Origin of the sequence: Lewinella sp. JB7 (assembly GCF_024297185.1) — a bacterium.
Lineage (GTDB): Bacteria > Bacteroidota > Bacteroidia > Chitinophagales > Saprospiraceae > Neolewinella.
Genome location: NZ_JANCTD010000017.1, coordinates 1 through 14,129, shown reverse-complemented (window position 1 = coordinate 14,129; position 14,129 = coordinate 1). Strand labels below are relative to the sequence as shown.

General features: G+C 38.8%; 10 protein-coding genes. All 10 read left to right on the top strand.

Annotation, left to right across the window (positions count from 1 at the left end; translation table 11 throughout):
• Positions 1-187 precede the first annotated feature (187 nt).
• On the top strand, positions 188-1,912 hold the full coding sequence (locus NMA52_RS18480) for an AAA family ATPase (RefSeq protein WP_254829197.1): 1,725 nt from the start codon (positions 188-190) through the stop codon (positions 1,910-1,912).
• 373 nt (positions 1,913-2,285) lie between these two features.
• Positions 2,286-2,957 carry a hypothetical protein gene (locus NMA52_RS18475; protein WP_254829196.1) on the top strand — a complete coding sequence of 224 codons (672 nt, stop codon included), beginning with the start codon at positions 2,286-2,288 and terminating at the stop codon, positions 2,955-2,957.
• A 6-nt stretch (positions 2,958-2,963) separates the two neighbouring features.
• Complete coding sequence (locus tag NMA52_RS18470; protein ID WP_254829195.1) at positions 2,964-3,560, top strand: hypothetical protein; 597 nt, start codon at positions 2,964-2,966, stop codon at positions 3,558-3,560.
• Positions 3,561-3,947, top strand: coding sequence for a hypothetical protein (locus NMA52_RS18465; protein WP_254829194.1), 387 nt, complete (start codon positions 3,561-3,563; stop codon positions 3,945-3,947).
• A 630-nt stretch (positions 3,948-4,577) separates the two neighbouring features.
• A complete protein-coding gene (locus NMA52_RS18460) occupies positions 4,578-5,606 on the top strand; it encodes a hypothetical protein (RefSeq protein WP_254829193.1) in 1,029 nt (342 codons plus the stop codon).
• Positions 5,607-5,809: 203 nt separating this feature from the next.
• Positions 5,810-6,376, top strand: coding sequence for a hypothetical protein (locus tag NMA52_RS18455; RefSeq protein WP_254829192.1), 567 nt, complete (start codon positions 5,810-5,812; stop codon positions 6,374-6,376).
• A 1,288-nt stretch (positions 6,377-7,664) separates the two neighbouring features.
• Positions 7,665-8,135, top strand: a complete 471-nt coding sequence (locus NMA52_RS18450) for a hypothetical protein (RefSeq protein ID WP_254829191.1) — start codon at positions 7,665-7,667, stop codon at positions 8,133-8,135.
• Positions 8,136-9,156: 1,021 nt separating this feature from the next.
• Positions 9,157-9,999 (top strand): trypsin-like peptidase domain-containing protein, encoded by an 843-nt coding sequence (locus NMA52_RS18445; RefSeq protein WP_254829190.1) that lies wholly within the window; start codon positions 9,157-9,159, stop codon positions 9,997-9,999.
• Positions 10,000-10,596: 597 nt separating this feature from the next.
• A complete protein-coding gene (locus NMA52_RS18440) occupies positions 10,597-10,983 on the top strand; it encodes a hypothetical protein (protein WP_254829189.1) in 387 nt (128 codons plus the stop codon).
• A 362-nt stretch (positions 10,984-11,345) separates the two neighbouring features.
• Positions 11,346-13,961 carry an NB-ARC domain-containing protein gene (locus NMA52_RS18435; protein ID WP_254829188.1) on the top strand — a complete coding sequence of 872 codons (2,616 nt, stop codon included), beginning with the start codon at positions 11,346-11,348 and terminating at the stop codon, positions 13,959-13,961.
• Positions 13,962-14,129: the final 168 nt, after the last annotated feature.

The following is a 14,129-nucleotide window of genomic DNA, read 5'->3' as shown; positions in this document are numbered from 1 at the left end:
GCCTACGGCCTCCAGGAAGCCAGGCCCCGGGCGCAGGAAAGGAAAAACAAGGATAATAATCGTAATTTTAAAAAGTGTTACCCAGGTGGGTTGACTTCTGTTACCCAGGTCTTTGGTACACAAGGCCGCCATCAAAGGCGGTCCTAATAGCATCTATTTTCGAAAAATTTTAAACTAGATTGTAAGTATGAGATTAAAATTTGAAGGTAGTTATAAGAGTATCACTTCATTTGAGTGGGATAATGTCCCAAAACTGACAGTTATAACTGGCAAAAACGGTACTGGTAAAACACAGCTACTTGAACTGATTGCGTCACACTTTTATAAGTATAGCCATGTACGAAATACATTAACAGGGACATTGTCGATCGAGAACGTTGATTATAAAGCGAAGGATGTACTTGTACTTCAAGGAAACTGGGGTTTGGGATCTTCAACGAAAGTATCATCAACAAAAGTTGGCGAACATAGAAGAAGCACGTATTTAGGTTATACCAAAACTGTTAGAGGTCAGCGGTTGAATGATAATTCTAGAGAACAACTATATGAAGTTTTAGACGAGGTGTTTGGAAAAGAAAGGTCAGCAATATCAGAAGATGAATTTCTAGAGAATTTTCCACCTATAGTGGATTTTCAGCCACATAAACTTGTGGAAGAACTTGCTGCGCAATTCTGTGATTACAGAATTCAAGAATTAGAGTACTTAGCCGAGCACGGTAATTTAAATAAGTTTGTTGAACTTCATGGCCCTAAACCTTGGAAAGAATTGAATAGCCTTCTCGCAAAAATCAACTTCAGCTATAAGTTCGTATCACCAGCCGAAAATTCCCTAAGATATTCATACAGCTTATCATTGAGAGACAATGATAGTGGGAATATTATAGAGCTAAATGATTTGTCATCCGGTGAGAAAATTATAATGTCTTTGCTATTATATATTCTTATTTCAAAAGTATATAATAGGACACCAAAATTAATTTTATTAGATGAACCCGACGCGCACTTACATCCATCTTTGACGAGAGAATTTGTAAGTGGTGTAAATGATATCCTAGTAGGAGAATTTGGATGTCAAGTTATAATGACTACTCATTCGCCGTCAACAGTATCGCTCGTTCCAATAGAAACATTGTTTGAAATGAGTAGATCGGCGCCTAAAATTCGAAAATTAAATTATCATAGTGATGCTGTTAATCTGCTCACATCTGGATTTCTGAGTGTATCTAAAGGAACAACATATGTATTAGTTGAAGACAATGAAGACGTTGATTTCTATTCCGAAATATTGGAGATGCTGGCCAATATTGACTTGTTGCCAGATTCAGCTGACATAGCCTTTATATCAGCGTCAAAAGGCAAAGGAATGGGAGGTGGTGGTAAAACCGTAGTTTTAACTTGGGTAGAAAAGTTGACTGAAGCAGGTTTAGCTAATGTATTTGCTGGTCTGGTAGATCGTGATTATAATGCCTCTTCAACTCCTAACGTTGTAAATACATCTAGGCACAGTTTAGAGAATTATTTACTTGACCCTATAGTCATTTTTGCCACGCTGTTACAAGATGATAGAAGAACCTTTGAGCGGTTTGGATTTGCAGTCGGAAAAGAACATGAATTGAAGTTTGCTGATGAAGATGTTTTACAAGCCATCGCATCAAACATTACTGACCCTTTAAATCTAAAAGTTAAACAGGAACATCCAAAATCCAGTGATCGTCAAACTACAATTGAATATCACAATGGTCTAAAGATTAATGTCCCAATATGGATACTTAAAGAGCGAGGAAAGTCACTAATGCAACTTTTTAGAAAAACGTATGGACCAAGAATTAACCATAGGGATCTAATGCTTTCGTATAGGAGAGTACATTTACATCCAGTCGATTTAATAGAAAATCTGAAGGAATTAATTTGATCGCCCAACATTGCGCCATCGTCAAGCCGGCAATGAGGCTGCTGGGTGTCGATGACGCTCTATCGGCTATGAAAGAACATGCCTGATCCGTAAGTTGGCTGGTTGTAGCCGGCCTGCGTCGGCGCCCCCGTTCGGCGCAACGAAATTCCACAGGCAATGCTAGTCATCAAAGGTGACATAATGGCGCATGTCGACCAGCGATTACTGACAATGTTGCAGGCAACTCCACTATGTTTCCAAAGATGCTTCAGTTTTCAAAGATTGTATAGATTTGACCGCACATTTACACAATTCATCAGTAAGGTTTAAAGTCTAGGTGTTCACAATCAATACTGAGTGAATTCACCAATTTACTGTTGAATATAAACTGGCTATGTCAAAAATTTCTATTCCTAAAAACGTCCGCGAAGGTTTTATTTATACAAGTAGAGCTTCGGAAGAAACTCAAGGCTACATCCTTGAGTCAATAAAAAGCCTAGATTTAGGGGACAGTTCAGAGGACTTGACAAGTTCATTGACTGAAAAAGCTTCATTAAATAGCGATGATGCTAGAGAAGTGACTTTTATGATTTATAGCTTGATGGGATTGGCTGAACAATCAAAGCAAGCGTCAGACGAAGTGGCAAGTGAGTTGTTAGAAGCATTTGATGAATTTAACGATAATAAAGAGTTCAATGCGGCAGCATTCTTTAATTTTTTGAAAGCTATACTTGATGTGGTTCAAGCATCTTCAATCAACTTAACTAGAAAAGCCTACCAGCTTATATTTGATAGACAAAATATATTTAGCGATTCAAAGACAATTGTTGACGTTCGTCCAGTTTTTTTAAATGAAGATGCAACAGAGCTTAAAGCTTTAACCTTACTGTATAATTTAAGAATATCATTCAGGGAAAGCATTCAATCAGAAGAATATTCTAACATAGTTTTTGCCTTAGATTCCGATGATATTCAACAACTAAAAGAAGGAATTGCAAGAGCTGAAACAAAAGCTAATACACTTAAAAAGGAGCTTTCAAATTTTGTATTTATCCAACCAAAGTAATTGATTATGCAAGACGTACTTAGTAAAGACAAAATTTACAGGCCGGAAACTATTCGGTCTGACTATCGCAAGCACAGAGGTAGAACCTGGGAATTTTATATTTCCACTCAGCCAAGTAAACCATACTCACGGACACATATGTACAGTGTCCCTCATCTTGAAGGCGAATGGAAAATTAGTGGGTTTGAAATCACTGTTGGTGCTCTAGAGATAGCAAAGTTAGATTACCGATTCGTCGAATTATATACTGCTATAGAAAAATCAAAATATATTTTAGAGTTACCTCATAATCATGATGGCCGTGGATCTAAAGCATATGGATTGGAGACTTGGAAAAAAGCTTGTCTCTTTCTTATTGACTTGAATTCCTATTTATACAATAAGGCAGGTATAAAATCTTCAGTACCTAATATTTATCATGGCCCAAACGGCAGTATTGATATTCAGTGGGAACAGGATGAATTTAAGCTCCTTATCAATGTGCCAGAGGGAAATGACGATGTTACTTTTTATGGGACATATAATAATGGACAGGAAATAGAAGGAGCCTTTAATCTTAAAGATTATAAAATTCAACTACTTCCAATTGTTGCGATCTTTTAAATGAGTTACGAAGTCGAAGAAATCCCAGACGAAGACACTCTTTACTACAGAATTCACAAAACGGAATTCCGCGATGGAAAAGTCATACCTGGTGCATTTAAAGAAAGAGGCGAAGGAGATAGGAAAGGTATGTCGACGAATTGGGATAAGTATTCTGATCCCGACGACTTAATATCCGATCGGGAAGAACCTAATAATTATGGGGTTGTCAACCTTAATGTAGCTAAGGTTCGAATGATTGAAGAATTGTCGGTAGAACATAATCCCCTTCCTGATAATCGAGCACACTCACATGTTTTGGGTATTCCAGCAAATAAACCGTTTAAAACGAAAGTTCGGTTAAAATTGCAAGGAATATACGAATGGAATATACATGTAAACAGATAAAACGGATTTAATAATTGCGCCGAACACCGCCTACCACGTACAGCCGCCGGTTGCGCTTTTGGGTGCTATCAGTGCTTTAGAAGTGGCCGTGATGAATGTGGATACCCGGAATGGTTACCGGTAGAGGCGGCCGTCGGGTAGGCAATCGCTGGGCGCAAGCTTCATACGATCAGAATAAGAGGTTACGCTGGTTAGGTTTCCTTAAGCAATGTAAGCGAGTCTTATTTCTTCCTGATCCGTGAAGTAGTAGTGCTAGTGAATGGTCCTTGGGCCGCAACCGGCGGCAGCGGGGCCCAGCCGAAAGCCTGGCACAGCGGAGCCATGCTGCTGGCCTTCGTCTGGGCCATCCGGGGCCGCTGCCGCTATTTGCATAATACGTAGCCGAACAAAGGTTCCCACCGATAACGACAGCCTAGCGCCCAGCATCGTGGCCACGTCAATCCGGGGCCTGATTCCTGGCCGTAAAGATTGTACAGTTAGGTAATGTTTACATCTAAGCCGGTAAAGCTGGTTGGTGCTATTTCCCCGGAAAGGCGTGGCCACACCCGTTGGGCGAAAGAACCAAAATAAACCACTCTTATTATAATCTAACTTCAATAATCCATTACTTTACAGGTAGCTTTTACAGAGATGACATTATTTAGAACTCATATAGTAGTAAAAGCTAAGGACGCCGAGATAATTGAGCGTATTCAACTTCCAAAAAGAAAACTCCTTTTGCAACCAGAACCTACAGGTAGATACTGGGAAACTTTGGATGGGACGGGGTTGGCTACACTTGCGCAATTTACGTCATCACATTTAGATTATATTCCTCTAAAAGAGCTACTTGTAGAAGCTGCTAGTGAAAGTCAAGCAGGTGATTTGCTTTCTATAATAAGTGCAGGTTGCTTATTAGCATTGCCGTCACCTACAAGTGGATTAAAGGTTCACCTAATTGAATTCAATGAAGAGCATAATGAAAGGTACCGGAGTCAACCATACAATAGGTTTTACGGCTGTCCAGAAGACTTAGGGTTTGGATGCCAGGTGGCGGAAAGAGTCGTGAAAGATGAGCATCTGATTTATGCCCTTGAAAAATTGAGCCTTAGCTTAGATTTACATTCATTCACTCCACATTCTGCAAGCCCTACCTATGGACAAATCTTTGACCATTTCGATGAGGAGCACAACGTGCAGACAAGATGCGCTTTTGCCATTGTGATAGCTTTCTCTGGCGTTGAAGAACTACAACTAGAAATTAGATCGAGTCAAAAAAAACCAAGATTTACTGACCCAGAGAAAGGTGTATGGAACGAAACTGTCCTTAATGATATAAATAAAAGACTCAGAAAATCCAATGTTTCATCTGATATGACATTCAATTGGATATATAGAGGAGAAGTGACGGAGGTTGAAAAGGCATTTAAGCCATACTTCGGAGTAGATGCTGAGTGGGTAAATTCTCACAAATCAGTCCGCGACAAAACCTTGACATTTCCAGAGGCACTTCATAATTTTAGTTATTTGAGGAACTTTATATCCTCCCATAGATTCAACTCCCTGACCAAGTATATCAGCCCATACGATATTTTCAATTCTCAAATGTTACTACGCGAGTTATTGTTGCGACGCTTGAAACTATGGGAAAGAATGTTAATCCGACATCTGATTGAATGAAAATAGATGGCTACCCGATAAAGTGGACATCTCAGAATGACTAAATAAATTCGCCCAACACCGCCTACCACGTACAGCCGCTACTGAGCTTTTTGGTGCTATTGTTGCTTTAGAACCGCCAGGAATGAAAGTCGGCACCCGGAATTTTGGTGGTTGAAGGCGGCCGTCGGGTAGGCCCCCGTTAGCGGCAATGAACAAACAACATGAGCCAAATACTAGAGCCAAGTCGGTTATTAAAACTTGCTAGAGGCTTTCACCCGAAAGATGACGACAGCTATATCCAAAGCTACTCGTCACTACTTACCTATTTTCAATCTTCCGATCCAATTGATTGGTCAAGATTTGTAGTCGGGGTGCATGCAATTTATGGGTGGATGCCGCGTGTGTTAACGATTAAAAGTGAGAATAAGAATCATATAGTCAATTTAGTAAATCAAGTTAGATTTGAAAAACTGGATTTAGAGAGAAAAGAGTTATTGGATCTAAAACTTTGTATTAACAATTCGATTGTCGGGACTTCAAAATTATTGCATTTTCTAAATCCAAAAACTTATGCAATATGGGACTCCAAAATATGCTATCAAATTTTTGATTTGAAACATCACTATCAGATCAACAATGTAGATAATTTCATGACTTATCTTAGCCAAATGAGAAGTATAAGTGAAAGCGAAATGGCTTGTGAAATAAAGTCTATTGTTTCACAAAGGGTAGGTTATGATGTGACAAAATTGAGAGCGATAGAATTGGTTCTTTTTATGAAAGAATAAAATTAATATTTATATTTAATGTTTTAAATGATTGCCTAAACATCAATTCAAGTGGAAGACCTTAAAATTAATAGCATATCAGAACTGTATCCGGGCTTTTATTACAGTTTGCTAAATTTTCCTGGAAGAGAAATATTGCCATTAGCTTTGAATACAAAATACAAGTACGTTTGGATCGTTAATTATTCAGTCTCAGATAGATCTAATTCTATTTCATTTGAAAATGACATATCAATAGATATAGTAAGGTTTCATGGTCAAATCAATATAGTCCTCCCCACTAAAGAATTTATTGAAAAATTAGACTCATTTATAGGACGCCTCCATATAGTACAGACTAACAAACTTCCTCCAAAGTTTCCAGATCCAAAGTCTTATAGCCCAATAAGATGGCATACGCTTTTGTGGAAATTGGTTGAATACCGGATAGAAATTAAACTACCTAGCAGTCCAGACTATACTCCGTACATTTGCAGAGACTACAATCATATAGTCGAGGTTGTAAATAAAATTAAAAAATAGAATGCCGCTAACATCGCGCCATCGTCAAGCCGGCAGTGATGCATTTGGGTGTCCATAAAGCTTTTGTTAGGGGCCTTTAAGCTTGTTGAGGTCCGTAAGTTAATTGGTTGAGCCGGCCTGCGGTGGCGCCCCCGTTAGTGGCAATTAATACCAAGCACATGAGCGAACAGCTACAGCCTCTCAGGATATTACAACTTGCGAAAGCGTTTCAGACGAGCGTAGATAATAGTTATATTCTAAGCTATCCCGCACTACTCTCTTATTTTCAGACTCCTTCTCGGATTGATTGGTCAGGATTCGTAGTAGGAGTACATTCTGTTTACGGGTGGATGCCAAGGGTGCTAAGACTTCAAGATCAAAACAGAGATTACATAGTCCGTTTGATAAATCAAGTTAGGTCAGAAGGTTTAGAACTGGATAAATCCGAATTATCGGCGTTGAAACTTACCATAAACAACTCTATAGTTGGCACATCTAAACTCTTACATTTTTTGAATCCATTTAAGTACGCAATTTGGGATTCCAGAATATCCAATAAGATATATAATATTAAACACCACTACCAGGTAAATAATATTGACACTTATATTGGGTATTTAATTGAGATGAGAGAATTGAGCCAAACTGATGAAGCTACACAGGTACAATCATTAGTTCAGCAGAAGATCGGATACAATATTACTAAAACGAGAGCGATAGAGCTAGTATTATTCACCGCTTAAGATGAAAACACTCATGGAAGTGGATTATAAAAAAGCAAACAGCTATGCAAAAATCACAGATAAACACTATAACGGAACTATACCCAGGTTTTTATTATAGCCTCCTAGACTTTCCCAACAAAGAAATACTTACAAAGGCGTTGAACATTCAATTTGAGTACGTATGGATTATCAATTATTTGATATCACAAACAACAAATCCCATTTCGTATTTAAGCAATCAAAATATAAAATTACTAAGTTTAAGGGGGAATGTCAATATTGTCATGGGGACTGAAGAATTTTTAGAAAATTTAGGTAGTTTTATGGGTCCTCTACACATTGTGCAGGCTAATCGAACACCGCCAGAATTTCCCGATCCAAAATCTTACAGCTTCACTAAGTGGCATGATCTTCTGCGTAATATGATTGACTACAAAACAGAGATTAGATTGCCTGGAAATCCAGACTATACACCTTACATAAGCAGAGATCGAAATCAAGTACTTGAAGTTATTAATGAAATCAAGAAGTAAAATGCCGCTAACACTGCGTCATCGTCAAGCCGGCGATGAGGCTTTTGGGTGTCGTGGAAGCTTTATCGGCTAGGAAAGAAACCTACTGATCCGTTAGTTAGTCAGTGGAGCCGGCCTGCGGTGGCGCCCCCGCTGGGCGCAAGCTTACCACGATCAGAATAGTAGGTTATGCTGGTTGGTTTTCCGTAAGCAGTTCTAGTGCGTCTCATTTTTTCCTCACCCGTGAAGTGGTGATGCTAGTGAATGGTCCTTGGGCCGCAACCGGCGGCAGCGGGGCCCAGCCGAAAGCCTGGCACAGCGGAGCCATGCTGCTGGCCTTCGTCTGGGCCATCCGGGGCCGCTGCCGCCATTTGCATAATACGTAGCCGAACAAAAGATCCCACCGATGATGACAGCCTAGCGCCCAGCATCGTGGCCACGTCAATCCGGGGCCTGTTTCCCGGCCGTAGTGAGGATACAGTTAAGTGGTGTTTACATTCGAGCCGGTAAAGCTAGCTAGTGCTATTTCCCCGGAAAGGCGTGGCCACACCCGCTGGGCGCAAGCTTTATACGATCAGAATAGTAGGCTATGCTGGTTGGCGTGCCGTAAGCAGTTGTAGTGCGTCTAATTTTTTCCTCACCCGTGAAGTAGTAGTGCTAGTGAATGGTCCTTAGGCCGCAAACGGCGGCAAGCGGGGCCCAGCCGAAAGCCTGGCATAGCGGGGCCATGCTGCTGGCCTTCGTCTGGGCCATCCGGGGCCGCTGCCGCCATTTGCATAATACGTAGCCGAACAAAAGTTCCCACCGATAACAACAGCCTAGCGCCCAGCATCGTGGCCACGTCAATCCGGGGCCTAGTTCTTGGCCGTAGTGATTGTACAGTTAGGTGGTGTTTACATTCGAGCCGGTAAGGCTGGTCAGTGCTCTTTCCCCGGAAAGGCGTGGCCACACCCGTTGGGCGACAGCCGCTTTAAGGCGGCCGATACTACCATCTAAATGCAATGGAACCAACTAATTCAACCCCTATCAAAATAAAGTGAACATGTTTGCGGAGAGAAACTATTCTGACGGTTTAACTCAATCTACGATGAGGATAGATTGTTGGCTGAGCGATGGCACGTCAATTTCAGGAACAGGTTTTTTCTGCAAACTACCGCTGCGAGAAATAGGTATTGAGGCAACAATAATTGTTACAAACAAACATGTCATTGAAGATTCGGACACTGGAATTATCTATTTACCTATTGTGCACTCAAATGGTCAAAGGGACATTAGAGAATTTGAAGTAAGTCAATTTGAAAATCGATGGCAACTACATCCAGATCCGGAAGTTGATCTGTGTTTCGCTGGTTTTGGAGACTTATTAAACGCAGATGAATTGAATGCAGGAGAATATAAATTGAACTACCATGTATTTGATGAAAAATTTTTTCCGGAACTTCATAATAGATTTATATATAGCGCCGTCGAAGATGTACTAATGATTGGATATCCAAATGGGATAATGGATGAAGAAAATATGATGCCTGTGGTAAGAAAGGGTATAACCGCTACAGGTTTCAATCTGGATTACGAAGGGAGAAGTGAATTTCTGGTAGATATACCTGCAATAAGTGGGTCAAGTGGTTCGCCAATACTATACTATGACCGAGTGCTTGTGGATCGACCAGGTCACCAGTCGCCAAGTTTTTCCTACGCTATAAAGCTTTTGGGAGTTCTATATGGTGGTTATGACAAAGATGATGATCAGTTTGTATGTAAGCGAATTAAAGACATTGAAGACAGCGATTACTCATTCAATTTAAATCTGGGTGTTGCGGTCAAGTCAAATAGGATTCTAGAATTTATACCTCAGCTTATTGATTTGATGAAAGCTAATGAATGAAAGTTAACAATTCCAAGGTCATCTCGCCATCAAAGGCGGGCCGACAGGCACGAAACCAACCCCCTTGGTGGTTGGGGGACTCCGCGTGAGAATGATTGATCCAAACACTTGGGTTTTAACCAAGCATTTATTGAAGACCATGTTTATACATACGAATGTTTATAAGATCCTTTGTGAATTTCTTGTCACCCCAGGATATTGAGATTTAAGCAGAAGAGTACACAATATTACGATGTGCACCATATCTAAGAAACTGAAAATTGATGAAAGAGGAAAGAATAGGAGGCGATATTGATAAGTCCAATAATAAGTATTGTTGTGCTATCACTAAAATTGCAATAGTATTAGTTGAGTAGTTTCGCTAAATTGTCGCAACAAGGATCAAAAGATAAAATAGATCAAAAGATCAGTTTAACTAAATCTAAAATCAAAGGGGAAGCATGTGTTTGTTATTTTATAGAGAAAGACTTCCAAAATTAGGTAACCTATATACTTTTATGGCTACAATGCAGTTCAATAATTACATTAAATAGTTGCTAGATTATACTGCCTTTTGCCCCAATAACCTCATTAGAAGACTGTATACATATATAATATATGAAATATATACCAGCGATATTTTTAGGATGTATACTGTTCTCAATCAGTTTGAACCTAATGCTTCTCGCAGAATTCTTCAATGAAGAGGCAGGGAGTGTTGCCGAAATATTTGAGTCGGTCGCACATAGTTTGCTACTTATGGCCAGCTTTGTGCTATTGCCATATGTTATTTTAGGGTTACTAGTAATGCTAATTTCAGCTAAATGGAAAGTTCAAACGCTACAGATGGTCCTTTTTGTAAGTTTTGGAACGCTAGCAACAGTAATGCTTATCTATTACTCCGAAAATGGACGGATACAGATGGATTCATTCGGTTTTGGAGCCATTTTAGGAGTTGCTACTGGGATAGGTAGTATTCCAGTTATAAGGGTGTTCAAAAGGTAAAAGCAAATCGCCCAACACCGCGCCCAGCGTCAACCGGGGCTGGGGAAGGGGAATGTTGGCTTGGTTTCCCACGAGCTCGGGGTCGTCCCGTCGTCAATGGACCGAAAGCTCGCTTTGGCTCGGTTTCGGTCCATGCCGCCGCGCCGCCCCCTCGTGGGTGGGGTTAAAGTAACTACCTTCTAATAAAGAATGCCCCGGCTGCGTGGGCGCCCCCGTTCTGCGCAAAATATAATTTTACGATAGAAGCCTATAAATTAGATTTCTCAAATGAAGTCTAATATTCTATATTCACATTTTCGAGGCGTCAGTGTATGCTGATCTGAAATCAATGAACTAAGATTTAGGTCCAAAAAAGAATCAACATGAATTTTTTTACTGAAAAATTAAATAGTAGAATATCAATTTTAGAGTCCGTTGGTGACGACAAGGCTTTACTTACTCATTATCAATCAAGATTTGAGACTCAGATCATAATAATATTCTCTTACTTGTGGAGTAGGAATTATGATTATATTTCAGCCTCTGATCGTATCTTCATGCATAAAGAAATATGTAAACCATCAATAGGGACTATAATCTCTTTGTCTCGGATTTTAGATAAAGATAAAATGCTTGGTCAAGGTGATATCAATAGATATCTCGATGAATATACGCAGATACGGAATAGTAAAATAGGGCATGGATATATTTATGGTGATAAATCGCAAGAGGTATGTGATTTGCTTAAAGAACTGTCTATAAATCTGAATAAATATGTTAGGGTTTTAAACAGTAATTTGGACTTTATCAAGGTATTATCACAAGAGAGTGTCAACAACTTTAAAGGAATCAACTACAGTTCAGAAGGCAAAGAATTTAATGTTTGGACGAACAAGCCAAGCGACAAGGATTTTAAAATTAATAATTTGTACTTGCTTACGTATTCTGGTGATTATCTAAGAGTTTCACCATTTTTAGAAATAGATGACTTCGGAGAAGAGTTGTATATATTCAGTTCTTTAGAAGAGCCGCTTTCAGGAACCGTTAGATATAATAGACTGTTAAAAACAGGTAATAAGTACATCGATTGGACTGAATTTGTTGATATCAATTATTCTGATAGTGACATCAAATTCAAAAGCGCTAACGGAACAATTAGGAATGTCTATGATAGAGCCTTTAAAAACTATATTGATATAGGAATAAAGAGTAGAATAGTTGATTTTTTGAAGAAGGGTCAAGATTCGGTCAGCGCGACAATATGGGGACATGGAGGAGTTGGTAAAACTGCTACAATCCAAAGCATCTGTGATGATCTATCATCCGAGGAGGAATGCGTGTTCGATCATATTGTTTTTTTGTCAGCAAAAGATAGACGCTATAATTACTTAAAAGGAAAGATTGAGCAAATTGATGATAATATTTCATCCTTAGACGAGATGATAGGTTTAATTAATAAAGTTGTATTTAGTACTGATAACATTGAATTAGACGCTATCAATGCATACGATAGAAAAATGCTAATTGTAGTTGATGATTTTGAGACTTTTGTTAAGGAGGAAAGAGATAAGATTAAGACTTTTGTAAGAGAGTTAGACTTAAATCGCTTCAAGGTAATATTTACAACTAGGTCTAATGAAGTTGTAGGGCGAGAATACAAAACCGATGAGTTGTCCAAGGACAACACATTGAAGTTTTTAGAATCGCATATGAAGAATGAAGCTATAAAGGTAGGTGAACTAGCAGAAAGTATGATTAAAGGGAACAAAACCAAGATTTTTGAGATTACTGGCGGCAGGCCCTTATTTATAATTCAATTATCCTATCTTATCGGTGAACGAGGAGTGAGTTCTTCTATAAGTAGAAATATTAAAGGCTCTAAAGCGGCAACTAGTTTCCTTTATGACAGAATTTATGATTACCTAAGTTTAAAAGCGAAGGATTTGTTTACTCTTATAAGCTTGCTGGTAGATAAGAATAATCTTTCAGCAGGCTTAAATACACTACAATATATATCGAAATTGGAGAATGAAGAATCTTCATTCAATAGTGCCATCGACGAGATTGAAAAATTAAGAATAATCCGGCTTGACGATGGCAGAAAATTTTTTACAGTTTACTCTAAAGAAATATTAGTATTTATGAAATCTTATTTCGAAGAAAGGGACTCAAACTTTCGAAATAATGCCGTAGATCGGTTAAATCAAATAGATAAAGACAGTTCGGAGGACATTGAATACTCATTACTTACTGCGGCGGATACCAATAGATATAGTAGTAAAAATCACCAGCAAGTTGAAGAGGGTTATAGAAAAATTCTAAATCGAGATTCAGCCCCTTTACAGATAAAATTAGTTGCAATCAGAAATCTGGCGAGTTATCTTAATGAGCGAGGATTTCGAGAAGAAGGATTGAATGTTTACAACTCATACAGTAGATTCTTTAACGGCTTGAAGTTGAAAGGAGATAAAGATGATATTTACCAAAAATTCATTAAAAGTTGGGCCAATTTTTCTTATGGCAACGGAAGTTTAGATGAAAAGACCAAAGCGATCGAAATTTTAGCTTCATATTTTGCCGGTCAATACAGAAATATTACTTCCGATAGAGATGTTGAATTGCTTGGGTTATTGTTGCAATACAAATGCATAGTAGCTATAGAAAAAAAATATGATAATGAATACAATATTAAATACGGAAATATCGGTGTGAAGGAATTTAAGTCCATCGAAAAAATATTATCAGGTGAATTTAGAAACATAGAAAAATCCGAAGGTAGGTTCCTCTATAATTACACAATCAAAGCTGGGTTAGAGGCCATGTCCTCATATGCTCAACAAAATGTTTGTGTCGCTTTTTATAGCTATCTAGATGTTTTGCAAATTAATAAAAGCTTTGATAGATCTTCAAAGTTATGCAAGTATGTAATAGAACACGGAACCTTGCACTTTCAAAGACTATTTAGAAAGAAAATGAACGAATTGTCTATTAAAAATTAAATGCGCAGAACACTGCGCCACCGTCAACCGCTAAGGCGGTTGCGTTGGCGCCCCCGTTGTGTGCAACTTGTACAGTCAAGGGACCTGGTATACAAAAGTAAATAGACCTAGGTAACACTTTTTCACACCGAATTTTAGCGGAAAAGCCGCTATGCCATTCGAAGAAGT